17 protein-coding genes are annotated in these 24,691 nt (G+C 69.3%); 2 read left to right on the top strand and 15 right to left on the bottom strand.

The window, feature by feature from the left end; all coding sequences use genetic code 11:
* Nucleotides 1-128 precede the first annotated feature (128 nt).
* The 5 genes from BLU62_RS30300 to BLU62_RS30320 form a co-directional block, all read right to left on the bottom strand.
* The gene (locus BLU62_RS30300) at nt 129-3,488 is read right to left on the bottom strand and encodes a hypothetical protein (protein ID WP_074854128.1); all 3,360 of its coding nucleotides are present in this window, start codon (nt 3,486-3,488) and stop codon (nt 129-131) included.
* A gap of 410 nt (nt 3,489-3,898) precedes the next feature.
* The gene (locus BLU62_RS30305; RefSeq protein WP_074854129.1) at nt 3,899-5,311 is read right to left on the bottom strand and encodes an AIM24 family protein; all 1,413 of its coding nucleotides are present in this window, start codon (nt 5,309-5,311) and stop codon (nt 3,899-3,901) included.
* A gap of 52 nt (nt 5,312-5,363) precedes the next feature.
* Complete coding sequence (locus tag BLU62_RS30310; protein WP_074854130.1) at nt 5,364-8,627, bottom strand: helicase HerA domain-containing protein; 3,264 nt, start codon at nt 8,625-8,627, stop codon at nt 5,364-5,366.
* Nucleotides 8,627-9,319: a MarR family transcriptional regulator gene (locus BLU62_RS30315; protein ID WP_074854131.1), complete on the bottom strand. Its 693-nt coding sequence runs from the start codon at nt 9,317-9,319 to the stop codon at nt 8,627-8,629. Before BLU62_RS30315 ends, BLU62_RS30310 begins: the two co-directional genes overlap by 1 nt.
* Entirely contained in the window at nt 9,301-10,428 is a 1,128-nt protein-coding gene (locus BLU62_RS30320) for an endonuclease domain-containing protein (protein WP_074854349.1), read from the bottom strand. Before BLU62_RS30320 ends, BLU62_RS30315 begins: the two co-directional genes overlap by 19 nt.
* A gap of 225 nt (nt 10,429-10,653) precedes the next feature.
* Here BLU62_RS30320 and BLU62_RS30325 point away from each other — a divergent pair, with 225 nt between their 5' ends.
* Both BLU62_RS30325 and BLU62_RS33120 read left to right on the top strand, forming a co-directional pair.
* The gene (locus BLU62_RS30325) at nt 10,654-11,919 is read left to right on the top strand and encodes an HNH endonuclease (protein WP_074854132.1); all 1,266 of its coding nucleotides are present in this window, start codon (nt 10,654-10,656) and stop codon (nt 11,917-11,919) included.
* 451 nt (nt 11,920-12,370) lie between these two features.
* Nucleotides 12,371-12,511 (top strand): hypothetical protein, encoded by a 141-nt coding sequence (locus tag BLU62_RS33120; protein WP_167544047.1) that lies wholly within the window; start codon nt 12,371-12,373, stop codon nt 12,509-12,511.
* A gap of 10 nt (nt 12,512-12,521) precedes the next feature.
* On the opposite strand, the gene BLU62_RS30335 is transcribed toward BLU62_RS33120, so the two are convergent.
* From BLU62_RS30335 to BLU62_RS30380, 10 genes are all read right to left on the bottom strand, one after another.
* Nucleotides 12,522-14,003, bottom strand: coding sequence for a sugar transferase (locus tag BLU62_RS30335; protein WP_084811987.1), 1,482 nt, complete (start codon nt 14,001-14,003; stop codon nt 12,522-12,524).
* Between the two features lie 105 nt (nt 14,004-14,108).
* Nucleotides 14,109-14,792 carry a GAF domain-containing protein gene (locus tag BLU62_RS30340; protein ID WP_074854134.1) on the bottom strand — a complete coding sequence of 228 codons (684 nt, stop codon included), beginning with the start codon at nt 14,790-14,792 and terminating at the stop codon, nt 14,109-14,111.
* Nucleotides 14,793-14,845: 53 nt separating this feature from the next.
* A complete protein-coding gene (locus tag BLU62_RS30345) occupies nt 14,846-16,054 on the bottom strand; it encodes a lipase family protein (RefSeq protein ID WP_084811976.1) in 1,209 nt (402 codons plus the stop codon).
* Nucleotides 16,051-17,319 carry a hypothetical protein gene (locus BLU62_RS30350; RefSeq protein WP_074854135.1) on the bottom strand — a complete coding sequence of 423 codons (1,269 nt, stop codon included), beginning with the start codon at nt 17,317-17,319 and terminating at the stop codon, nt 16,051-16,053. Before BLU62_RS30350 ends, BLU62_RS30345 begins: the two co-directional genes overlap by 4 nt.
* Complete coding sequence (locus BLU62_RS30355; protein WP_074854352.1) at nt 17,306-18,412, bottom strand: glycosyltransferase; 1,107 nt, start codon at nt 18,410-18,412, stop codon at nt 17,306-17,308. Before BLU62_RS30355 ends, BLU62_RS30350 begins: the two co-directional genes overlap by 14 nt.
* Nucleotides 18,402-19,829: a YveK family protein gene (locus BLU62_RS30360; protein WP_074854136.1), complete on the bottom strand. Its 1,428-nt coding sequence runs from the start codon at nt 19,827-19,829 to the stop codon at nt 18,402-18,404. The genes BLU62_RS30355 and BLU62_RS30360 overlap by 11 nt, the downstream gene beginning before the upstream one ends.
* A gap of 114 nt (nt 19,830-19,943) precedes the next feature.
* A complete protein-coding gene (locus BLU62_RS30365) occupies nt 19,944-21,041 on the bottom strand; it encodes a glycoside hydrolase 5 family protein (RefSeq protein ID WP_074854137.1) in 1,098 nt (365 codons plus the stop codon).
* Between the two features lie 53 nt (nt 21,042-21,094).
* Complete coding sequence (locus tag BLU62_RS30370; RefSeq protein WP_074854138.1) at nt 21,095-22,189, bottom strand: glycosyltransferase family 4 protein; 1,095 nt, start codon at nt 22,187-22,189, stop codon at nt 21,095-21,097.
* Nucleotides 22,186-23,712, bottom strand: coding sequence for a flippase (locus BLU62_RS30375; RefSeq protein WP_074854139.1), 1,527 nt, complete (start codon nt 23,710-23,712; stop codon nt 22,186-22,188). The genes BLU62_RS30370 and BLU62_RS30375 overlap by 4 nt, the downstream gene beginning before the upstream one ends.
* Complete coding sequence (locus tag BLU62_RS30380) at nt 23,709-24,674, bottom strand: glycosyltransferase (RefSeq protein ID WP_084811988.1); 966 nt, start codon at nt 24,672-24,674, stop codon at nt 23,709-23,711. Before BLU62_RS30380 ends, BLU62_RS30375 begins: the two co-directional genes overlap by 4 nt.
* Nucleotides 24,675-24,691 lie beyond the last annotated feature (17 nt).

The following is a 24,691-nucleotide window of genomic DNA, read 5'->3' on the forward strand; positions in this document are numbered from 1 at the left end:
GATGGCCGTTGACCACCGGATAAAACGGTCAATTGCTTTGTCTAACAAAGGCGTTCGCCGGAACTGTCGAAGTCCTCATCGGGAGTTGTGTTCACCCGTCTGGTGGGCCGAAACTTCTGGCGCGCAACCTATTCGAGTGTCTCGAGAGCATTCTCGGGTACGAGCGGGACGCTCACCGAGATCACCGTGGACGAACCCGACGCGTCGGAAACCAGGACCGCGAAGTCGTGGAGAGCGGATCCGGTGGCCGCGTGGCGCTGAGCCGCTGTCGGCGTGAAAACAAATGTGCCGCTGGCGGAATCGAGTTCCACCTGGGAGTCCGTGGTCAGGTGGCTCAGGGCGTGGGCATTGTCGGACGCAGTTGCCACCGACCCCGACACGGCGCCGGTTTCCGGGTTGATGTCCGAAATGGTCGGGGTGACGTCGAAAACCATAGCTGGAGCGGGGTTCCCGGGTTGCCGTTCGCTGTCGACCGTCATCCGGATCGGACGGATCGTCGTGGAGTCGGCGTCATGGGTGAGCAGGATGACGTCGTTGTCGGGCGTGATGACGGGGCCATGCGTCGAATGGCCGTCGAACTCGGCGGCTTCGACAGCCGAACCGTCCGGGCCGAACACGATGAGAGTCGTTTTCGGCCAGCGGGTTTCGGGGCAGAAACGGGTCAGCGGGAGGTATGTCCTACCGTCGTGGGCGATCGCCGGGGCCCCGGCCGGCTCTCCGGCGACGGGAGCCGACACCACGGTCGAGGCGTCGGGACGGACCATCGCGAGGGAGATGAGCGGGTCCCCGGTTTCCGGGTCGGTGGTCAGCATCGGGAGATGGGCGGCGCCGGTTCGGTCGAAGTGGACAGAGATCGGAGTCCCGTCGACGCGCGCGCCGTCCACCGTGCTGTTGCCGTGGATGGCCGTGATCGTCGTGGTGTCCTCGCCGTCCGGCGTGGTGTTCGTCGTCGTGAGGAGAACCGCACCGCTCTCGTGTGCCCGGACGAACACCTGACCGATGCCCGCGGCGACCACCCGCTGGATGCCGTCCGGTGAGATCTCGATGATGGTGTTTACCCCGGTGGCGGGGTCCATCAGCGCGAGGTAGAGGTGGCCGTCGGGTCCGGCGACCGCCGCAGCGTCGCTGGTGCCGGCGAGGTGCGCTGTCGAGATGCTCCCGTCCGAGCGGACTGCGGAGACGTGGACCGAATCGGGCGATTGCGAGACCACGTGGACGGCGGTGTCGGTGGGCACCACCGACGACACCCGGCCAGGGATCTCCTCGACGCCGGTGATCGAGCCGTCGGGATGCCGGATCGCGAGTGTGGCGACCGGTGTGCCGCTGGGATCGGTGTGGTGACGCACGAAGTACAGCGAGTCTCCGCGTCGGGCCCAGAGGTCGCCGCCGTCGCCGTCGAACACCTGCCCGGCGGGCTCGAGGCCACTGGTGCCGGCCTCGTAGAGAAGGGTTCCGTCGGCATCCGACGTCGAGACGAACACCTTTCCCGAAGCGGACAGGACGAGGCGACCGCCGGCGCCGGGGATGCGCGGGAACGTCGATGCGGTGCCGTCGTGATCCACGGCGGTCAGATACGTGTACGTCCGACCGTCCTCGTCGGGCCACGTTGTCAGCAGGTAGCCCACGCCGGCCTCGTCGAACCGGAGGTGATCTGCGGGAAGGCCGATGATCGGTCCGGTGGTCGACGCGACCCCGGACGAATCGACCCGGGTGATGCGCACCGAGGTCCGGATGGTCTCGCCGGAGATCTCCGAGTGCTCCGTGAGCTGATGGGCGCGGCCGTCGGGACCGAGGACGGCGCCACGCTTCGGTTCGGTCGGCGACCCCGCGATGGGAACCGACGCCACCGTCGTGGTCTTCGGCCAGACCACCGAGAGCTGGGTGCACCCGTCACCGCGCCGGGTGGTCACGAACGCGGCGCCGTCATGGCCGATGACGACCTCGTCGACCTGGCATCCGGGGACGGTCACCTGCCCGAGTGCGTACGGAGTCGTGATCGGCAGGGAGACGGTGACCGGCGTCGTACCGCCCCGTCCGTCGTCCGCGGTGATGACGACGGAGTCGAATCGTGCCGATTCCGGGGCTCCCGGTGCGGCCGCGGCGACACGTGCGGGCAGGGAAGGCGTGTAGGTGTACATGCCGGTCGGCGCGTCGTAGGTGAGCACGCTGCCGCTCGCGGTGAGGAAGGTCTGGTCGCTGGTGGGGGTGACGCCGAGCAGGGTCGTCGGGATCGGGTTTCCGTCCGGCTCGGTGAACGTCATCGAGCCGAGCAGGACGCCGGAGGATTCCGGTGCGGAGGCCGGCTCCGTGTGGGTGGGGCGCGGTGCCGGGATCGTCGCGGGCGGGCCGCCCGCGAGTGTCACCGCCTCCGCCATGTGCCTCCGGGTGAGGAGTGCGGACCCGAGGACAAGACCGCCGACGAAGGCATACTGCGGGACCGGGCTGTCGGTGTTGCTCGTGTCTGGGCCGTCGGCCGCTTCGAGGAACCGGTCCGGCGTGGCCGCATCGACCGTCACCAGGCCGGTTGTGAACGGGTTGACGTGGGGTTCGGCGGTGGCCGCGGGGCCAGTGGTCCCGAATCGTCGGATCCACCACAGGAGCGTCCACGGCGCCGGGCTCACCGCACCGGTGCTTCCGCCCCCCAGGATGTTGATGCCGAGGAACGCCAGGAGTCCGAACGCTCCGGTCTTGTACGGCTGCGGCGCCACGGCGACCGGCGGGGTCGAGGTCTTGAGCATCGGTGACCAGGGCGGTGGGTCTCCGGCCGGCGAGGCGCCAGGGTCGAACTGTGCTCCGATCGCGCCGCCTGCCCGCGCGGCGAGGCGCGCGTCCCCGGGCGGGCCTTCGACGGCAGATGGCAGCGTGGTGTCGGCATCGGCATCGGCACCGGCATCGGCGCCGTGGTGAGCGTCGGGTTTGCCGCGGACCGGGTTCTCGTGAACGTCGACGTCGATGGCCGAGGATTGCGAGGTGGAGTCGGCGTCGGGTTCGGGGGCGGGTTCGGTCGTCTCGGTCGCCGGCGGGGCGGCCGGCTCGCCGGCGGAGGAACCGTCCGTCTGGCTGGGTGGGTCGGGGTTCACCGGGAGGACGTCGTTCTCCGTGATGGCGCCGGAGGGTTGGCCGGCGTCGGAATCCGGGGTCGTCCCGGTATCCGTGCCGGGGTCGGTAGACCCGCTGTCGCCGGAGTCGCTGTCGCCCGAGTCGCCGCCACCGGACCTGGTGCCGCCTCCCGAGTCGCTGCCGCCGGAGTCGCCGCTTCCCGAGCCGCCGGAGTCGCTGCCGCCGGAGTCGTCGCTTCCCGAGCCGCCGGAGTCGCTGCCGCCGGAGTCGCCTCCGGAACTCGGGGCGTCCACGCTGTGCGAGCCGCTTCCGGAGTCGCTCGGCTCGGCCGTCGCGGGCGTCTGCCCGCCGAACCAGAGGGCCAGACCCACCGCGGCCGCAACCGCGAGCGCCCGGACTCGGCGGGGTCGCGCAGTGGTCATGGTCATCTTCGGAGGACCTTCGATACGGATCAGTTCATGTCACCGTGCCCGGCGATGGGTGGAACACATCACCACCGCGAACGCAGTCGATGCCTCCGACGGTAGCCGCTTGCGGCGCAGCTCACGAACACTTCGCCGAAGGGTTCATCCGGTCGGGGTCCCACGTGTTGGGGACACCCCGAAGCGCCCGAGACGGTCCCTGACCGGGCCTCTTCCGGGATGTTCTGTCACGCAGCGTTTCCGGCGCGCGGACGGCTCGAAGGCCGCCGAGACGGCACGTGCGGAGCCGTCTGACGTGCGTTCGGATCGCTCATACGGGCGAGGAGAAAACCGTCCGACCGGACGACAGCCGATCCCCCGGGACTTCGTGGCGAAAGTTGGGATCTGGCGCGCATTGTCGCTACCGATCGCGGGGTTCAGCGCCCGAGGATGCCCCCGAGCATCCCGCCGGCTCCGGAGCCCGCGGCCCCGCCGCCGCCGGTGCCGCCGATGAATCCGCCCGGCGGCAGCTCCGACGGCTGTACGACGACGAAGCCCTGGCCGGAGAAGGCGAGGGTGAAGCGTTCGCCGGTGCTGCGGCCCATCAGGGTGCCGAGGTTGAACGAGTCGTTGGACTTCACCGAGGTGCGCAGGCTCGACGACCACGCGACCGCGGCCTGCGGGTCGGCGTAGGTCGCGGCGTCGACGTCGAGCACGACGGGGGTGCCGTCGGTGGTGATCGCGATGCGGCCACGGCCGGTGAAGACGCAGTTGTAGAGGCCGGCGTTGCTCATCGCGCCCGCACCCTGGACACGCTGGATGTCGTAGCTCAGCGTCGAGTCGAAGGCGAGGACGTTCGCGCCGTTGATGGTCAGGCCGTCGGTGCCGTCGAGGTCGATGAGGTGGACGTCCGACGCGGCGTTGGCGAGGAACAGGTCGCCACGGCCGGTGACCTTCATCAGTGGGACGCCCTCGCCGGTCATCGCCTGGCGCATCATCCGGCCGAGGCCGCCGGAGCCGAGGGCCTCGAAGTTGAGGTCGCCCTGGTAGGCGACCATTGAACCGGTGCGGGCCATCACCTCACCCGAGAGCCCGATTCGGCACATCTTGCTGCCCTGCTTCTGGATGCCCTGGCCGCTGACCTCGGCGTGGGACGGGGCGAACAGATCGCTGTGCATGGGGACTCCCGAGGGTTGGGTCGAAACCGGAGGCTGGGGTGTGGCGAGCGGTGGGGCAGGCGCGGTCGTCGGTGGTGATGGCTGTTGCGGGACAGGCTGATTCGCGGGCGGCCACGGCTGCGGATCGGTCACCCGCGGCGGCTGTCCGGGAGGCGGTGGCGGGGCCGGATCCTCCTCGACGTCGATGCCGAATGCGGCGACGAGACCGGCGAGTCCGGCGTCGTAACCCTGTCCGACGGCTCGGACCTTCCAGGTGTCGTTGCGGCGGTAGATCTCGAGGCAGACGACAGCCGCCTCGCTGGTGAGGCCGGTCGGGGTGAAGGCGAGCTCCTCGCCGCCGCCGCTCAGCGTCGCGGTGAGCGCGCCGGCGGTCGCGAAGGTGGTCGGTCCGGTGCCGTCCAGGCTCGCCGCCACGACGACCGTCGTGATGTCGCGGGGGAGCGCGGCGGTGTCGACGGTGACGATGTCGGCCGCGCCGGACGATCGGTAACCGACTCCCGGGCCGGTGGGCTGGTTGTAGAAGATCAGGTCGGCGTCCGAACGAACGCGACCGGCATCGGTGAGCAGGATCGCCGAGGTGTTGACCGGCGACGCCGAACGCACCGAGACCGTCACGGCCGACGACGGCAGCGGGCGGTTCTCTCCGGCAGACAGCATGAGCACGTGGTCCATTGTGCCAAGGGGTACGAGCGAGGGAGTTGGTCGTATACCGACTGAACTGTTGTCACGACGTCGCGCGGGCCAGCTCGACCACCTCGTCCTCGGTCGGAGGGCTCGACGGGTGGTAGGTCAGGCACAGCGGCGTGGCCGTCTTGACGAACCGGCCGCCCTCGCTGGCGACGTAGAACGTGCCGGTCGGGAGCCTGCCGATGTCGGGGATGGCGCTGCCCTTGTTGGCGGCGAGTTCTTTCGCCCGCTCGATCTGCGTCGGATGGTTGAGCAAGCCGAAGATCTGGGTGGAGGAGTTGGCCGAGATCTTGTTGTCGATGCCGGTCGGCGACTGGGTGGCGAAGATGAGCCCGAGGCCGTACTTGCGCGCCTGCGAAGCCAAGGCGCTCGTGCTCTGCTTGGCTGCCGTCATGCCGACAGCGGGAGCGAAGTTCTGCGCTTCGTCCATGACCAGAAGGCCACCCAGCGGCCGGTCGGTCGCGGGATGCTTCTTGATCCACGCGAAGAGTGCCATCTGCAGTTGGTTGACGAAGTTGGCGCGACGATCATCACTGCCGAGCCCGGCAAGGTTGATGACCGACACCCGCGCGCGATAGCCGGGCGAGGGCGTCAGGAGGTAGCCCGGATCAGCCGGCGAGCCGTCGCCCCCGAAGGCCGAGTCGAGAGCCATCGACGCCTTGAGGTTCTCGGCGAGTTCGATGCCGAGCTTCGCCGCGTCGGCGAGATTGCTGGCGTCGTCGGGCAGCTCGGAGAGCATCCCGATGTAGGACTCCAGCGAGCCGCCGCCCCGGCGACCGAACGCGGCCATCGACTGCTGCAGAACCGCTTGCTGGCGATAGGCTTTGGCGCTGGTGCCGGTGGCTCGTGCGCGCGGGACCAGGGCGCCCACTGCGGAGTCGACCGCGGCGCGGAACTCGTCGGGATTGTCGATGATCTCGGCGAAGTCGGGGAGGGGCTGAAAGCTCAGCGGGCGTCCCGCGGCGCGACCGGGAGTGAAGATCGCGACCTCGGTGTCCTTCAGGTAGCGCTTCGCGAGATCACGATCCTCGGTGGTCCATCCGCGCGAGTCGGTGTCCGGCCACGGTGTACCGAGGCGGGCGAGGTCGTTGTTGACGTCGAGAACTATCGACGAGACACCTTGCAGGGCAGCTTCTTCGACGATTCGTCGGATGAGGACGGTCTTCCCGGAACCCGACCCGGCGAAAAGCGCCACGTGTTTGCGCATGGCCGCCAGTGAGACGCCGATCGGTTCGCCGCGGGCGACGCCGATTCCCAGTGGAATCGATCCCAGGCCAACGGGTTCCGGTTCGGAGTCGACAGTTCGTGGTGTCGGCGCCGGGGTCGGCGCGGTGACGCGCGGTATTGCCGCGGGCGCGGCCGGCACGGGGTCGTCGGTGCGCGAGGGCGTCGGCGGTTCCGCGGGTGTGGCAGGGGTATCGGCCAGTGCGGGTCCGAGGATCTCGGAGAGGAACGCGACCTCGCGCGCCGGGTTGCGTGCGGAGATCCATTCGCGCAGATGGGGAGAGCGCTCCGCGCGTAGCGCGGCGAGGGCTACGAGTCGTTTGACGTCGTGCTCGGTCCAGGCCACCACCTTGCCGCCCCGATCGTGGAACTCCTGGACCATCTGTGCGGTCCTCGGTCCGCTCGGCCACGTGTCCCGGCGCAAGATCACGAGTGTGCGTTCGACGTCGCCGAGTGTGAATCCGGACATCGTCGTGGCATTGGACAGTCGAGTCTGTACCGACCGCGCATGCGTGGCGGAGATCGCGCGGAAGCTCCACGATTGCTCGACGTCGCGCTCGGGGTCCACCAACTGGCGAATCCGGCCGTGAAGAGGGCTCTTCGGTCCTGGCTTTGCGTCGATCTGCCAGCGGTCGGCGTCAGTGGTGAGCGCCTGAATCCAGGTCAACAGTCCCGCGTGCAGCAGCGAGGGAACCACCTTGTCCTCGGTGGCGGGAACCAGTGCGGGCAGCGGATCTGCGCGATGGATGAGCTCCGCATACCGCTGATCGAGTTTCTCGAAGGCGGCCGATTCGGCCGCGGGAGTGGGCCGCTCGGGAGTCGGGGGCTGCGACGGCGGGGGAGGACTGTGATGCGCGGGGGCGGGCGGCGGAGGGGAGGGGGCTGCCGGCCGGGGTGCGGGCGAGGGTGCCGGTACGCCGGTCAGGCTGGTGATCTCGGCGAACTCGTCGCGTCGCAGCATCGAGGCGATCTGCCGGTCGACGGTCACCATGAGCTCGCGGGGCGTGTAGTCGACAGCGGCGGTCAGCGCGCCCTCGGTGACCGGCCAGGTCGGGTACGGCGGTACGAATCCCACGCCGGCGAAACACGGGTCGAAACGCAGGGCCAACAGCATCCGCCCGAACTCGGCGTTCGTGGGTCGAGCCAGTACGGGCGGCAGTCGGAAGCGGTCGACGGCTGACCGCATGACGTGACCGGACAGGTACTCCCATGCGGCGGTGATGGACGAGACGACGCATGCGGTGCGACTCATGGTGTCGCGCACCGACATCAATCCGTGGGCGAGCTTCTCCACCTGGGAGTCCTCGCCCTCCTCGGCGGACTTGCCCGCTTCGATGAGGGTGTCGATCTGATCGAACGCGAGGACTGCGGCATCATCGAAAGCGATGATGCGCGACATGTTCTCGACGATCTCCTGGTAACCGAGGCGAGCGTCGCGAATGCCCCACGCGGCGAGTTCGTCGGCATCGTCGATGTCGAGATGGAGGAACGCCTCACCGAGGTCCTTGGCAGCGAAGTCGTCCGACTCGAGCAGCACGAGCGCCCGCAGGATGTGCTGGGATCGACGGCGGTGGCGGGAGTGGCGGGTGTACACGCCTCGGATGAACTCGTCGAGATCAGACGGGGTGAGCGGTGCGCCACCGGTGACGGCTGCTCGGGTCGCGTCGGACACGCCGGCGTCGATGGCGAGCCGATCCAGCAGCTGGTTCAGCTGGGATCGGTGTCGCGGGGTGGGTCGGCTCAGGTCGTCGAGCATGGCGACGAGGACCGAGCGCCAGAAGTCGGTGCTGTCGAGCAGCTTCACCAGGAAGAAGTAGCCGCCTGCGTCATGGACTCGTCGGCGTACCTGACCCAGGAGGTGGGTCTTGCCCGACCCCGCCGGGCCGCGCACGGTGACCCCGATGGGGCTGCCCGAAGACGAACGCCGTGCGTCGTCGAACGAGCGGAGGATCTCCACGATCGTCCCCTCGTGCAGGCCGCGGACGTGGAACGGGTCGGCAGTGCCCCACACATCGTCGGGAGTGTCGGCCCAGTTGAGCCGGATGGACTCCAGAGCCGAACGGGCAGCGGCGTCCATCAGATCTCCTCGATCGCGAACAGATGACACGGTTGGGTGCCGACCACGACCGCGGCAGCCCGATCGGCCGGGGTCAGCAGGGCCTGGTCTTCCTGCGGGATGAGGCTGACTCCTGGTTCGCGCTGGAACGCGACCATCGTGGCGTCGAACACTTCCGGGCTCAGCGCGGGCAGGTCGGTGCGGAGGTGGGTCACGAGGACGAAACCGCCGGGCGACGGAACCCGGGAGTGATAGGCCGCCGCGACCTGCGCGCGGGGGTCGGCGTCGGGTGTGGTCGCCGGAGTCGGAGAGTCGACCGCGGGGGAGTCTCCGGCAGACTCGTCCGATTCCGTCGAGGGGAGTCGGGGGCGGCCGAACACCTCGTGCAACCGCAGGTCTTCGGCGTCGATGTAGCGTCCGATCCCCTCGAGGACGGTGTACATGGCTCGCAGGAACGAGTTCGCCCGCGCAGGTGGCCCGGCGTGGAGCTCCGCGGCGCACCACGCCCACCCCCTGTCGGTGAGGACGTGGAAGTAGGCGCGGCGCGCGCCCCGGCGGGACTCGATGAGGCCGAGTGAGTTGAGACGGTCGCGGCCGGCCTTGTCGAGTGCCGGACCGAGTTCTCTGATCTCGGAAGTGCTCAGTTCGCGGGACTCGGCCAGCAGGATGAACAACACCGAACTCTGGGTCGGTGTCAGCCGGGGATGATCCACGAACTCTCCTCAGGTGTGGGCGGGGGTGGGGCGGGCCTCGCGGCGCGCGCCCTGGTCGGACGTGAGCGTTCGGCGAGCACGGCGGCCAGTTCCGCGGCGACGAGCGCTGCATCATCCAGAACCTGCTCGTTCGTATAGCGGAGAACGAGGTAGCCGGCGCGCTGAAGCATGTTGTCGCGACGTCGATCTCGCGCGTACTTTACCGGGCCGCGGTGGTCGGCGCCGTCGACCTCGACAACGACCTTCGCCCGGGTCCAGAGGAGGTCGACGACAACTGCGGGGCTCAGCGGATCGAGATCGCGGGGACTGCGGTTCCACTGACGGTCCCTGGCCCAGTGTTGGTGGGTGAGGGCGCGTTCGAGCGCCTGCTCGGCGGCACTGTGCGGTGCCGGCGACCCCGCCGGACGGGACACCATGAGCAGCGGAGGGTCGACTGCACCGACCGCGGTCTCACCGGCGGCCGCGGAGTCCGGGGCGGGAAGACCCGGACGATCTGTACCTTCCACCCCGATCCGTAACTCCGGGACCCACGAAACCGTGGACAGTGCGTCGCATGTCAGCCACACGGTCAGGCGGGCGTGATCGGCGATCCAGCGGCAAGCGGCGGCCGCGGCCTGCTGGGCGCGGGCGGGAAGGTCGGGGTCCGCTCGAACGGCCAGGACGACGGTGTCGCGGTGGTAGGCACGGCGTAGCAGAAAGGTCAGCGCCGCGGCTCTGGCCTCGTTCCCTGGGCCCGATCCGGTCCGGGGAGCCCCGGCTGCCACTCGCGCCACGTGCACGACCGCGATCGAGGTGAACGCGGCGTCGCGGCAGAGTCGGCGGGCGGCGTCCTCGGCCTCGTCGGCGTCGAGCAACTCGCCCGCATGGCGTCCGGGGAGCCAGGTCGGGAACAAGGCGAGGACGATCGATTCCAGTGCATCGAGGACCTCGGTGACGACGTCGCGGGCGCCCCGGTCGGCGGGACCGCGGTAGTCGAGGAACACCGGTAGATCCGCGGCGACCGAATCCACCAGATCGTCCAGTGCGGGCCCGTCGATGTCTGAGATCCGCAGCACGTGGCCCGGACGAAGAGCTGCCGCGAGAGCGGGCGAGGTGGCCGGGTGATCCATCGAGGTGACCATAACCCGGGCCGCCGACATCGGCGCGGGAGCTGTCCGTGGAGAGGCCGAGCGGATGACACCGCCCTGCGCGTATCCGCCGGCGAAGCCGGTCCGCAGTCTTTGTCAGACCCCCGAGGTAGAACTGAAGACACAGAAATTTGATGACTGAGCAGTAGTCCAACGACGGCCCCACCCAACCGCAAGTACACCTCCATGAGAGGGACGGCTGCCGTCATGATCAACACCCATCCGACTCCACTCGACGCGATCCTCGACCAACTCGTCGAGATCACCCCACCCACCGACGACCCCACCGACGACCCCACCGGCGCCACGACGTACTCACAGCTAAGCCGATGGATACTGCTGCGCAACCTCGCCGACCACAAGATCGGCACGCACACAGCCGACCTCGACCGCCCGGGAGTGGCCGAGAGAGCGGGCTCGACCATCAAGAAGCTGTTGATCGAGATGGGACTCCCGCCGGCGGCGGCCGTTCGCGCCGCCCGCATCGCCGACAGCGTCGGGACGTTGGGCAAGGTCGAGGACTGCGCCGCGGACGGACGTCTGTCCGGTGAGGTCGTCGACGCCATCGTGCGGGGAATGGCGGTCATCGAGAAACGCTCGCCCACTGCGCTTTCCGACGACGACCACCGGGTCTACGAGACCGGACTACTCGCCCAGGCGCTCTCCGGTGCTACTCCGACCGAAATCCAGAAACACGCCCAGACCATCGGCAACACCATCGCCGACGACGAGGGCGGCATCCCGGCGAGTGACGACCGATCCCTGGACACGTTGTCACACAATGTAACCGACGACAACCGCGTCGAGATCCGCGGCAACCTCACCCAAACCGTGGGCGAGAAGTTCATCGCCATGATCGACGAACGCTCAGTACCACGCCCCGAACCCGATGGCTCCCCTGATCAACGCTCCGCCACCCAGATCCGCGCCGACGCCCTCGAAGTACTGCTCGACCAAGCCGCCGTCGGTGCCGCGATGGACACCATCGGCGCCCCGCGCACCCAGACCCTGCTGACGATCCCCGCCGACGGGGGCGATCCCGCGTTGCTGCCCTGGACCGGATCGATCACCCAAGCCACCGCGAGACGATTGTCGTGCGATGGGACCTTCACCGAGGTCATCATCGACGGTGAAACGGTGCCCCTGGAGATGGGGCGGGAGCGGCGTCTTTTCCCACCGCACCTACGACGAGCGATCATCATCCGAGACCAGTACTGCATCAAATGTGGTGCGCCACCGTCTCATACGCAGTGCCACCACATTGAGCACTGGTCCGACGACGGTGACACCGAACTCGACAACGGTTGCATGCTTTGCCAACGCTGCCACACCCAGGTCCACCACAACGGGTGGGACATCGTGATGGGCTTCGACCGCCATCCGTGGCTGATCCCGCCGGCCGACATCGACCCCCGCCGCCGACCCCTGCCCGCCTATAACCGCCGCACAATGCGACTCGACGACGCCGCCTGACACGACCGTCGCCTTACAGACTCACGCGCAGCACCTTCCGCACCCGGCACAGCCGGGACCGCATCTGTTCCTTGATAACTCCATAGTGTGAAGCGCCGGGATGGCTTCGATACGGCTCGTCGCAAGCTCCTCACCTACTCAACCAGCAGGTGCTGGCCGCCTGCTGGCCGCGTTCCTTCTGCTGGCCGAGTAGCGACGACCGAGCGCAGCGAGGACGCCGCGTATCGAGGTCACTCCACCGGCACGCCCTCCTCGTCGCAGGCTCCTCCCCCACCCAACGCGCGGTGGGCCGAGCGGTTCGGTCATCTCGGCGCCACGGAAATTCAGTGGCGCCGAGGAGCGGTGACGACGCACCATGTTCAGCAACAGCACGTCCACGGCCGAGTTGCGGCGATTCGATGGTGCCGCAGCGCTATTCGCGATTGTGGCGAACGACGGTGAGGAGGCCGGCATGGCCACGGTACTTCTGGCGATCGTGTGCGGCCTCGTCCTGCTCGCGATCATCGTCCGCACGGTTCTCGTCGTCGCCGGCGACGGCCGACGGCGGGTGCGGGACCGCGAGGCCTACGACACCCGGCGGCCGACGCTCTGACGGTCGGCGATCACTCCGCGCGCTTGAGCACGGCCAGCACCGTCAGCAGCAGGATCTTCACGTCGAGCCATAGGGACCAGTTCTCGATGTAGTAGTTGTCCCATTCGGCGCGGTCGGCGATCGAGGTCTGACCACGGAGGCCGTGGACCTGGGCCCAGCCGGTCACGCCTGCCTTGACACGGTGCCGTTCACCGTAGCGGCGGATCTGGACTTCGAACAGTGACACGTATTCGGGGCGCTCGGGTCGGGGACCGACGAGACTCATCTCGCCGCGGAACACGTTGAGCAGCTGGGGCAGTTCGTCCATCGATGTCGACCGCATTATCTTGCCGATCCAGGTGCGGCGGTCGACCCCTTCGACGCCGCCGGGGGCGCTTCCGGCCACGGGCCGGAACTTCTCCGCGTCGGGGTCCTCGGGGCGCATCGACCGGAACTTGAGGCAGTCGAACACGCGGCCGTCGCGTCCGACGCGGGGCTGGGCGAAGAAGATGGGTCCCGGCGAACTCAACCGGACCAGCAGCATGAGGGTCAGGAACAACGGTGCGATCGCGGTCAGGATGAGTGCGGCGGTCACCCGGTCGCCGATGTGCTTCGCCCGGAACTGCCAACCGCGCGGATTGGTGTGGGGGACGGACATCAGAGGTAGACCGCCGATATGGTCGACACGGCTGCGGCGGCCGACGACGTCGAACATGCGCGGGACGATCCACACCTTGACGCCGTGCCGGTGAGCGATGCGTACCGACGCGGTCAGACGTTCCACGTTGGTGACCGCGAAGGCGACGACGAGGATCTCGGCGTCGGTCGCACGGATCGCGTCGTCGAGGTCGTCGACACCACCGAGATGCGGGATCTCGGACACCCGCTCGTCACGATCGCGTGCGGGTGCGCCGGCGGCGAGGACCCCGACCGGCTTCAGCCCGTGTTCGGGGTTCACGACCATCCGTCCCACCACCTGCTCGGTGACCGGGCCGTCGCCGATGATCAGCGTGGGAGCCATGAGATGACCGTGCCGGCGCAGGCGGCGCTGGGTGAGGTCCCGGATGAGGCGTCCCAGGGGAACCCAGAATATTGCGGATACCCAGAGTTTGGTGACCGCGGCTCCCGGACGGTCGTCGAGTCCCGACAACAGCATCGAACACAGCAGGATCATCGCGGCGACGGTGCAACCGGTCATCACCTTGCCGACCTCGTCGAGGAACCGACGGTTGAGTCCGCGGCGGTAGGTCTTCCGGAGTCCGAAGATCCCCACGAGGATCAACGGATAGAGGCCGATGGTCCACAGCGGAGGATACTCGGGCTGACGATTGACGATCCAGAAGATCGCCACACCGGTTGCCACGATGGCGGACACGAGGTCGATGGAGACGGTGACAATCGTGCTCAGTGGGTCGTCACGGATGAGGTCACCCAGGGAGCGCCGGGATTGCGGGCTGTTCGCCGATCGCGCCCGCACGGGCGCGATCTCGACCTCGGGGGTGCGGGTCGCCAAGTTCACTCCATCCCAATGAACGGCCCCCCGGTCTCGAGAATTGTAAAGGTGGCTAAGGATTACTCGCGAGTCGGCTCGCCGGACGGACTGCGTGCTCGGACGGCGTCAGCCGCGGAACACGGCTTCCTGCACCACGACCGACAGGTCGGTGAGCAGGGCGATGTCGCTGGACGACCAGTGATGCGGTTCGGCGTTCCAGACGCAGAAGGTCCCGATCACGTGTCCGTCGTCGGCGTGCAGCGGAATGCCGAGGTACGAGGAGACCTCGCCGTTGCGCGCGGTGGAGTGCTCGGACAGGACCGGATGGTCGGCGATGTCGTCGACCACGAGCATCGAGTCACTCACGACGGGATAGACACACAGCGAGTCGAGCAGCGGCCTCGTGCCCTTGTGGCCCGGCTTCCCGGCTTGCCAGGCGATCGAGGCGTTGGTCTGCCCATCGGCGGTGATCACGTTGAGCGCCGCGTAGGAGACGCCGAGCGCGTCGATCGTCAGGCCGATCGCGTCGTCGACGGCCGGATGAGGCTCGTCGTCGAGGAGTCTCGATGTTTCGATGGCTCGGACGCGGGCCGGGTCGGACAACAGTTCGCGCAGTGCCGTCGCGGCGCGTGGGTCCGCGCCGCGGATGGCCTCGAGAAGGGCCATGAGCGCCGCGTCGCCGGGTGTGCTCAGGACCGCCGACAACCGTTGCGCTGACATCTCCTCGGCGGGTTCGTTCGGTGCGGGGGCGTCGTGCCCGGTCTCCGGGCCGTCGCTGCCCTCGAACTCGCCGTCAGGGGTAGAACTCATGACACTTCTCCACTTCGCTGTCCGCGCCGTAACTCCCCGACGGCGCGTGGAGGTCATCGACAACTGTCACGGACCGAACGTCCTTCCGACACGGCCTCGACCCAGTCCGCTGTCGAGGACCCGACGTCGAGGATGCCGTGCGACTGTCCGTCGACGACCACGGTCGTGATTAGATCACCTTCCCCGCAGGCCTGCTCGACCGCGCGCTCGGTCCAGGACGGCAGGATCACGGTGTCTGCGGAGCTGTAGACGACCATCATGGGCGCGCTCGCCCGACCCTGCGGCAGACTCGCCTCGCCCAGCCACCCGCGGAGACGATCGGTCGCGGCGTCGTCGACGGGGCGGTAGTCGGCCGGTGTCGTGCGCTTGACGACGTCCTGTTTCTGCATGATCGCGGTGTCGCTGCACTCGAGGAAGGTTCCGAGCGTGTCCCGGATGGGGCCGCGGAGATAGTCGTCGATATGGAGTTCCGGATGCACGGTCCGGAGGCCGGTCAGGATGAGCGGCAGGAAGGCGATCTGGTCCGGGGTGAGCGTTCCGGCCGCCATCGCATCCGCGATCGGACGGATGTCGAGTGCGGGACTCATGCTGATGGTTCCCTGCAGGTCCAGGCCGTCGCCGTAGCCGGCGGCGATCTCGTTGGCCCGGAACACCGCGTGACCGCCTTGGGAGACACCGAAACCCCACCACTCGCCGGCGGCGTCGGGAACCAGCGACCGCACGGCCCGCACCGAATCGATGATGTTGCGGGCGGCGACGGTCGGTTCGAGATACGCATGCGAACCGGGGGTACCAAGACCCTGATAGTCGGTCTGTACCACCACGAATCCCAGCTCGAGGAGGTTGGCGACGAGGTCGACGGTGCCGAGGAGGTTGCCGTAGAACGACGGCGCGCATTCGGTGGAGATACCGGTGGTCGGGTGGCCGACCGCGATGACCGGCCATCCACCGGCCGGGGCGGTTCCACGCGGCACGAAGGCGGCCGCCGACACCGGCACGACTTCGTCTGTCGCGCGATCTTCGGAGAGATAGCGGAACCGCAGCGACCGCTCGGCGAGCTTGTCCAGGGCCAGGTATTCGCCGGTCTCGGTGGCGGTGCCGACCACCTCACCGGGGGCCGGGGCCTGGGCCGAGTCGGCGGGATCCGGTGACGAGCATGCTGCCGCGGTCGCGACGATCACCGCGGTGAGGAGGAGCCGGGTCGAGGTGACCGCGGGGTGTCGGGGGCGTTCCGCCCGCGGTCGCCGGCTCGGGCACCTCATGACGGGGTTCCCGTGGTCGGGTTCATCACCTGCCGGAACAAGGCCACCGGGTCGTCGCAGAGGGCCCGATGGGCGGCCTCGATGACGGCCCGGTCGACGAACGCCTCGTAGAAGGTGGTGGTGAAGGACCGGGTGCCGTCGACTTCGCTGACGAAAGTCGTTGCCGCGTTCGGGCCGTCGGGTTCGAGGGAGGCGTAGAGGTGATGGGACGGCGCCTGCGGGTCCCACTCGACGTCGCCGAACACGCCGATCCGCCCCATGTCGCTGACCGACAGGCGGAGACGATCAGGCACGGTCGCGGTATCGGACGCCGTGGACTCCGGCCCGACTCGACGTGGACGGAGGAGACCGCGGAGTTCACCTGCGCCGAGGACCGCGACCGGCCACCCCGACCGGGTCACCTCCCGGATACGGTCGCCGACCTCGACCGGTGTCGCCCACTCCGGGAAGCGAAGGGGGATACCGACGGCGAGGTTGCCGTGATCGTTCGCGTGCGTGGGTTCGAGGTAGCGGCGGCAGTCGAACAGCACCTGGGTGCGCGGATCCACACGGACCTCCTGGGCGGCAACCGCAGCACGCCACAGGGCGACGGTGACCGCCGCCGCGGATGTCTTCATCCCGTGAGCTGCGACCGCATCACGCAGCGCGGCGACGCGGTCGGCGGACATCGGCGTGGCGACGACGCGCCGCGTCGAACGCCATCCGGCGAGTTCGCGGCTCGGGCCGTCGGACGCGTCGGGGGCGTTGGCCGTCCGCAGGCGTGCGACCTCGCGCAGGCGTGCCGGGTGACGCAACAGCTGACGGTATGCCGCGTGCCAGGCGGAATCCGCGGGCAGAGACCGTTCCAGGTTCGGCGCCATCGCGGAGCCGTCGCGACCGGCCAGGCCGGCGATCTGTTCGAGACTCGACCGGCCGTCGCCGATCCCGTGGCTCTGGTCGAGGACCAGCCAGCGGCCGCCCAGCAGGTACTCGACGGTGCCGGCCGGTTCCGTTCGCGCGCGCAGACCCGTCAGGATCTCGCCGGGGGAGAGGTCGGCGAGATCGGGGCGTTCGACGACGGGTCGTGGCGTCACGTCGTGGACCCAGCGTGCCGACGTCGGGTCGGGGACGACGCTGAGGCGCGAGGTCGGGGTCATGGCGAGAGCCAGACGGGCGCGGACACGATCGGCGTCGAGCGGTGTCAGCGGCCCGGTCACCGAGATCGACCGGGACGTGGCGAGGGCGCGGTCGAGGACGGTCGCGCGAGTTGCGTCAGATCGCCGCACCGACGACCTCCCGCATCTGCTCGCGGAACCGCTCGCGACGGAAACGCTCGGCCCACGCACGGATCTCGGTGCGGTCGTAGTCGTCGACCGTGAAGTCGCGCAGCGCGCCGGCGAGCCGCTCGACGACCTCGTCATCGGTCCCGGGTTCGATGAGCTGTCCGGTCGACCCGGGCACGACGGTGTCGAGAGCACCACCCTCGCCGAGCGCGATGACCGGGGTCCCGGTGGCCATGGCCTCGACCGGCACGATCCCGAAGTCCTCGATCCCCGGCATCAACACGGCGCGTGCACTCCGGTGCAGGTTCAGCAGGGTGTCGTGCGAGACGCGACCGAGGAAGGTGGTCTTGGGTCCGGCCAGTTCGCGGCACTGCTGCATGGCCCGGCCGTCGCCGGCCACCACCAGCCTGGCGTCGGCCCGAGCCGCGGCCGCGATGGCGAGGTCGGGTCGCTTGTACGGCACGAGACGTCCGGCGAGCAGGTAGAAGTCCTCACGCGGCACGGCGGGGTCGGGGGTGAACCCGTCGAGATCGACGGGCGGGTGTACGACGATGGCGTCGCGGTCCCAGTGTTCGCGGATGCGTGCCGCGACGGCCGACGAGTTGGCCAGCACGGTGTGGAGTCGTGGTGCGGCGTCGACCTCGCAACGGCGCGCCACCACCGACAGGGCCGACAGGATCGCGGCGCCGGACGCACCACCTCCCTCTCCTGCGCGGAGAGACGGGTCCCACGCCCATCGGGCGGGGCTGTGCACGTACGCGATGACCGGGGCGTCGGTGGCGAGGACCGCCTGCGTCGCGAACGCGTGATGGCTCACCACCACCGCTGCGGCGTCGCGGAGCGGCATGCGACGAAACGCCCACGGCATCAGCGGTAGGAGCGGTGCGTAGCTGCGTTCGCCCAGGAGGCGGTAGGCCCGGTTGAGCGGTGTCGTGATCGGCGGGTCGGTGAGGCCTGCGGGGATGCCCTCGGCGCGCGCGATCGGTGCGTGCACCTCGACCTTCGGCCAGGTTGCCGCCAGTTGCTCGACGACGTGCTCGGAACCGGCGATCTCGGTGAGTCGCTCGTGCACCACGGCGATGCGGTCACCGGGCATGATGGCGCGCATTTCGTGGAGAGGCGTCGAGCGGCGAGACCCGGAAACGCTCGGGGTCGAACGGCGTCCGGTCGGCGCGATGGTGTGCGGGCGTGCGGTTCAGGTGCGAGGGCCCCTCGGTGGTCGGGACGTCGCCACTCGGGAACGGATCGCGGAGGCCGTCGACCGGGCCGCGGTCACCGATGACACCGAATCGCCCGTCCGGCACGTTGTTCGTCGGGATCCGGGTCGCCGCATGCTGCGTCGCCGGCGCCCGGACGACGAGGTGCCGGGGGACGCCGACCTCGGCGAGCTGCGCCAGTGTCTGCTCGGTGAGGGCGCGGTCGGTGCTGCCGGTGGAGATGGCCACGACGGCGAGGGCGAGGTCGGCGGTGTCGACGCGGTTCCACCAGGCCTCGGTGAGGGGCAGACGCTCGATCTGTGTCGGCCGGCCCGAGCCGTTGTCGGTGGGTGGGGCCAGGCCGTGGAGGAGACGGTCCGGATCGATCTGGTCACCGGTCAGGATCAGTGCGACCTGGGTTCGACGGTGCCGCTCGGCGAGTGCCGGCAGGAGTGTCGCGGGCAGACCCGGCTCGGGCCCCTCGTCGTACGAGAGACGTGCGCCGTACTTGTGGGCGATGCGTCGGGCCCAGATGGGATTCGGTCCGCGACCGAGGCGTCCCCGGACGAGGACGAGGATCTCCGCGGCCAGGATGGCGGCCACGATCGCGGCGACCGCACCCTCCTGCGTCGGGTTCGGGGCCACCGGCGTCTCACCGGCCGACGGCGCGGCCAGGATCGTGAGGTTGTCGGTCGACGAGTTCTGGAGGCGGGTCAGCTGGGAGTTGAGATCCGCGAGCATGGCGTTGGACTCGGCCTTGGAGTCTCCGCGGTCGGGCAGGGCCTGGTTGCGAGCTCGCTCGGCGGTGATCTGGGCGCGCATCTCGTCGACCGCCCGGCTGATGTCGCGGGCGTGGTTGGACACCGCGGCGGACGAGATCGCGGACACCATCGCCCGGGCGACCTCCTCGGCCTGTTCCGACGACGGCGCGGTCGCGGTGAACAGCAACAGCGACGGCGTCGTACCGGGCCCGGTCGTGACGTGCTCGCGGAGTTCGGCGGTGTCCCAATCGGTCTCCACCTGGGTCAGGACCTGCCGGAGGACGTTCTCGTCGGTCGACAGCGCGATGAACGGCGCCCGCATCTGCTCGATGTAGGCGTCGCCGGGGATGATGTCGCTCGCCGGGGTGATCTCGGCGACGACGGTCGCCGAGTACTCCTTCGAGACCAGGACGGTACGCAGGCCGAAGACGCACACCCCGACGAACAGCCCGATGAGGATCGCGGGGACGGCGACACGGGCGAGATCGCGGAAGTGGCCGAAAAGGTCGACCGACGGGGGCGTGTCGCGACGTCTGGAATCCAGACTGGAGGTCACACATCTCTCCTGTGGTGTTGGTGCCCCCCGGCTGTTCGTTCCCCCGGATACTGCTGTGCCCGGTGAAAGTCAGTTCACCTTAGCTAACGATCGGCGGGATCGTGAGATGCCGCCCTACCGGGATTCCAGAAACGTGTACGCCTGCTTCGGAGACCAGTCGCGGCGGACGAGTCCGAAGTTGTGTTCCAGGTTGTTCGGATCGGTACCCGCGTCGCGCAACGAGTACACGAACAGCGGTCCCAGCCATGGCGCGTCGTTCTGGGCGCCGATCGCGATCTGGATGCTCTGCGCCTGAACCGCCTCGGACACCGAGTTCGTCCCGGCCCCGGTGGGTGCGCCGAACTCGGTCATCCAGATCTTCTTGTGGCCGTCGCCCGCCGCGACCATCACGTCGCGCATGTCCCACATCCGTGCCGCGGTGCTCCACGCCGCCGCGGCCGGGTCGTTGGGAAGTACGGGGTAGGTGTACGGGTGCACGCTCAACGCATCCAGCGACCTGTTGAACCCGCCCTGGTAGAGGCTGCGGACGAACGTCAGCGGAGCGATGTCGCGTCCGTTGTCGGTGCCGGGGGCGAGCCCGGCGGAGATCACCGCCGCACCGGGCACCGCACGCTTGATGGCCGTGTACGACGCCGCGAGGAGTCTGCCGTACTCGGTCGCGTTGGCGCGCGGCAGCCAGTAGTGGGCGAGGTTGGGCTCGTTCCAGATCTCCCACACCGAGATCGATTGCGAGTACCGCTGGGCGGCGGCCGCGGCGAACGACGCGAAGACGTTGGGGTCGGCGGGCCGGTAGTGGCTGTTGCGAGGGAAGTCGAGGGGGCGCGCGGCCCAGATGGGCGTGTAGGTGGCCAGCCCCACCGGGCACATGCCGTGGGCGACGATCGCGTTCACGACCCGGTCGATGGGGGCCCAATTGCGCTGACCCCGCACCGGTTCGACGACCGACCAGTCGACGTCGAGGCGCACCGCCCACATGTTCAGGTCCCTGGCGACCGACAGTTCGCGGTTCAGGTCGGCGTCGGAGAGGGCGAGCAGCGATGCCCCGGGTGACGTCGCGACCTTGTGGTCGCCGTTCGACAGCGCGCACGACGCCGGTGCGGAATGCGCGTCACTGCGGACCCAGACGAGGCTCGCGAGGGCGGCGAAGATGATGCACGCGCACGCCAGCAGCGAGCGGGTGGTGTTGCGGCGTCGGGCGAGGGATCGGTTCATGGGCAGCCTATCTAGGGAAGAGCGCAGAGCTCGCCATCGGTGTCCTGCCCCCATCAGAACGACAACTCGTCGAGCATAAGTGGCAATGTGACGGATTTGTCGTGTTCGGCATCTATTCGGCGCCGGGCTTCTCGGGCAAGGGATTCGCGGAGATCCGCGTCGTCGAGCACTCGGGTGATCGCCTCGGCCAGTGCGGCCGGGTCGGACGGCGGGACGAGGACTCCCGCACCGCCGCGCAGGAACTCGGTGGTGCCGCCGTGATCGGTGCCGATCACCGGTTTGCCGTACGCCATCGCCTCGAGCACCGACAGGGGCCCGGCCTCCGGTGTGATGCTCGCCGAGACGACGACGTCCCAGCGGGTGAGTGCGGTCTGCGGATCGGTGTGACCGAGGAACCGTACGCGCCCGGTCAGGTCGGGTTGTGCGGCCCGCTCGTGGAGGGAGGCGACGTGGTCGGCGTCGCCGGGGAAGGAGCCACCGGCGAACTCGAGTTCGACGCCGGACAGTGCGGCGACGGCCTCGAGGAGCACGGCATGGCCTTTCCACGGGGTGAGCAGCGCGAGGATTCCGACGACGGGTGGATCGTGCAGCTCCGTCACCAGTGCGGGCACCGGCCAGACGACCCCGTTGTGGGCGACGACCGTCGGCAGACCGAGATCGCTCAGCGGTCGCGCCGTCGCCTCCGAGACCGCCACCGCACGACGGATCACCGGAGCGCTGATGCGCACGACGGCGCGTTGGCGTCCGGAGGACAGGGTGTCGTGGACCAGCCACGAGACCCCGCCCGGTGCCCGCGCGAATCGTGCTGCGGGAAGCGCGAACAGCGAGTTGACGATGGTCGTGGCATCGCGACGGGTGTGGCGTCGCAGGACACGGCCCGCTCGGAGCCAGTCGAGGACGAGGCGAGCTGCTCCCATCAGGCGGTGGAGGCCGCGTTCACCGCTGAGCCCGAGAGGCGGGATCGACACGTGCTCGACGCCGGCCGGTAGGCGGCCGACCAGCGGGCCGCCGGGACAGACGACCGTCACGCGGCGTCCGCGGTCGAGGGCGACCCCGATCAGGTCGAGCATGACCCGCTCGGCCCCGGACACCTGGCCGGTGTGGGCGACGAACACGAGAATGTCGGTGGTCGAACGTGCCTCGGTCATCGGACCACCTTCGCGTGACGGCCGGGCGGCGATGCGACCCGTTTGAGCAGGGCGACGCCGGGCGCACCGACGATCAGGGCAGCCACCACGGACACCACGGGCCAGGGCGCGTGATCGGCGGCCCACACGCCGACGGCACACACCGCGGCCGTCAGGATCGCCAGGGCGAGGACCGAACCGACCGGGAGCAGTTCGGTGACCGGCAGTGTCCGGGCGACCACCACCCACAGCGCCACGGCGCACACACCGAAGGTGATCACGGTCGCCATCGCCGCACCGGTGTAGGAGTACCGCGGGATCAGCAGCACATTGAGGACCACGTTCAGCGCGAGCCCGGCGACCGCGATCCACGGATACCGCTTCGCGAATCCGGTGGCGGCGAGGAGGAAGATCCCCAGCACGACGAAGGACATGATCGCCGCGCCCAACACCAGGAACCGCGCGGCGTCGGCGCCCTCGACGAAGCGGCGGCCGTAGAGCAGTTCGATGATCGCCTCGGCGCTCGGCCAGAACGCGGCCACCGCGACGGCGCCGGCCGCACCGAAGGCGACCGCGGCGGTTCGGCAGCGCTGGCGGAGTTCGCCGGGGCGATGCGGCCACGCCGCCACCAGCAGGGTGCTGATCGGGCCGACGGCGGCGAGGATCAGCGTGTCCATGATGTCGGAGAACTTGTAGCCGATGCTGTAGATGCCCACCGCGTCGAGTGAATCGAGCAGGCTCAGCAGCAGCACGTCGATCTTCTGCAGCGCGATGGTCAGCGCGAAGCCGATCGCGAGCGGCAGGGCATCGGTGAGCATCGGTTTCCACCGCGACCACTCGACGACCCGGGACGGCCGCAGGCCCGACGATCGGCGTGCGATTCCGACGATCTTGACGATCAGCGCGAAGATCTCGTTGGCGACGGGCGCGAGCACGAACACCAGCAGCCAGGGCGCGGCCAACGCGGCCGCGATGGTGATCGCGAGTTGCAGGACCTGGCCGAGACTTTCGGCGATCGCGGTGAGGAGTAGGCGATGCCGACTCTGGAAGATGACCGTCAATGCCTGTCCGGGCGTGGCGAACACGACGACGAGTCCGGCGATCGCCGTCGCCCGGATGACCTCGCCCGGATATTGCAGCACCACCACGTAGAGGACGGCGAGCGCGTACCCGACGAGTCCGAGGAGTATCCGCAACGCGATGAAGGCGGACGAGGTCCGGGCGACGTCCTCGGCGTCGTCTGAGATGAGCCGGGCCATCACCGCCCGGCCCACGCCGAGGTCGGTGAAGATCGCGGTCAGGCCGAGGAGCGCGAACACGAACGAGTAGCTGCCCCAGTCCTCCGGGGACAGCGTGCGCGCGATGACGACGCTGCCCGCCCAGCCGAGGGCGGCGATCACGATGCGGCTCAGCAGCATCGCGGCGGTGGCACGCGTCGCCGCCCGCGTGTCCGACGCCGGATGGGCGGCGGGTTCGGATGGGGCCAGCGCCAACCGCTCGATCTCGAGATCGGAGGGCAGTGGCCCGGTGACGTCCGGGCTCACGGTGACGCCCCCGGTGGCGGGGTCGGGGCGGGCAGCTCGATGCCGGCCGCGCGATACGCCTCGACCGTGCGACGAGCGGTGGTGTCCCAGCTCAGCGATGCCCCGACCCGGGTGCCTGCCTCCACCAGCCCGCGGCGGGCCTCGGGGTCCCGGACGAGGGGTTCGAGGGCCCGGACCCAGTCGTCCTCATCGTGTCGTTCCACGAGTACGGCCCCGTCGCCGACGACCTGGGGAAGTGCGCCGACGGCGCTCGCGACCACGGCGCCGCCGCATGCCATCGCCTCCACCGGCGGTAGCCCGTAGCCCTCGTAGAACGACGCGTAGGCGGTCACGGTGGCTGCGGCATAGAGGCCGGGGAGGTCTTCGACGTCCACGTATCCGAGACCGATCGCTGACGACGGTGCGTCGGGACCGGTGGACCCGGCACCACCGAGGACACATGCGATGTCGAGCCGGCGGGCGGCGGCCGCGACCAGCGCCACGTTCTTCCGCGGCTCGACGGTGCCGATCTGCAGCACGAAACGGTCGGGCAGTTCGTATTTCGTACGGACCCGCTCGACGTCCGCGGCGACGGGCGGGCGCGCCCAGTCCGCGGGCGCGAGTTCGGTGACATGGGCGTCGCGTCCGCAGACGTCGTGGATGCGTTCGGCGGTGAACTCGGAGACCGCGATCAGAACGTCTGCCCGCCGCAAGGTGGTGCGGACCAGTACGGATTCGCCTGCGGCGCGGAACCTGCTCGACGCCGACGGCATGTCCAGCACTGACAGGTCGTGCACGGTCGCCACGGTCGTCGTCGGCCCCGCGACGGGGAGGTCGACGTCCAATCCGTGGAACACCCCACCGCGTCGGGTGGGCAGCACACCGTGGATCGCGCGCCGGACGCCGTCGGCCACCGGCCGGCGCAACGGCACGATCGACGCGGGCAACTCGCCGGTGGCGTCCTCCTGGACGAGCGCCGCCAGCGGCATGTCACCGAGAT

The sequence above is a fragment of the Gordonia westfalica genome (assembly GCF_900105725.1).
Taxonomy (GTDB): Bacteria; Actinomycetota; Actinomycetes; order Mycobacteriales; family Mycobacteriaceae; genus Gordonia; species Gordonia westfalica.

Excerpts from the sequence above, each read along its gene's own strand:
- BLU62_RS30300 (WP_074854128.1), bottom strand. The coding sequence starts at position 3,488 with ATGACCATGACCACTGCGCGACCCCGCCGAGTCCGGGCGCTCGCGGTT.
- BLU62_RS30305 (WP_074854129.1), bottom strand. The coding sequence starts at position 5,311 with ATGGACCACGTGCTCATGCTGTCTGCCGGAGAGAACCGCCCGCTGCCG.
- BLU62_RS30310 (WP_074854130.1), bottom strand. The coding sequence starts at position 8,627 with ATGGACGCCGCTGCCCGTTCGGCTCTGGAGTCCATCCGGCTCAACTGG.
- BLU62_RS30320 (WP_074854349.1), bottom strand. The coding sequence starts at position 10,428 with ATGGATCACCCGGCCACCTCGCCCGCTCTCGCGGCAGCTCTTCGTCCG.
- BLU62_RS30325 (WP_074854132.1), top strand. The coding sequence starts at position 10,654 with ATGATCAACACCCATCCGACTCCACTCGACGCGATCCTCGACCAACTC.
- BLU62_RS33120 (WP_167544047.1), top strand. The coding sequence starts at position 12,371 with ATGGCCACGGTACTTCTGGCGATCGTGTGCGGCCTCGTCCTGCTCGCG.
- BLU62_RS30340 (WP_074854134.1), bottom strand. The coding sequence starts at position 14,792 with ATGAGTTCTACCCCTGACGGCGAGTTCGAGGGCAGCGACGGCCCGGAG.
- BLU62_RS30345 (WP_084811976.1), bottom strand. The coding sequence starts at position 16,054 with ATGAGGTGCCCGAGCCGGCGACCGCGGGCGGAACGCCCCCGACACCCC.
- BLU62_RS30355 (WP_074854352.1), bottom strand. The coding sequence starts at position 18,412 with ATGCCCGGTGACCGCATCGCCGTGGTGCACGAGCGACTCACCGAGATC.
- BLU62_RS30365 (WP_074854137.1), bottom strand. The coding sequence starts at position 21,041 with ATGAACCGATCCCTCGCCCGACGCCGCAACACCACCCGCTCGCTGCTG.
- BLU62_RS30370 (WP_074854138.1), bottom strand. The coding sequence starts at position 22,189 with ATGACCGAGGCACGTTCGACCACCGACATTCTCGTGTTCGTCGCCCAC.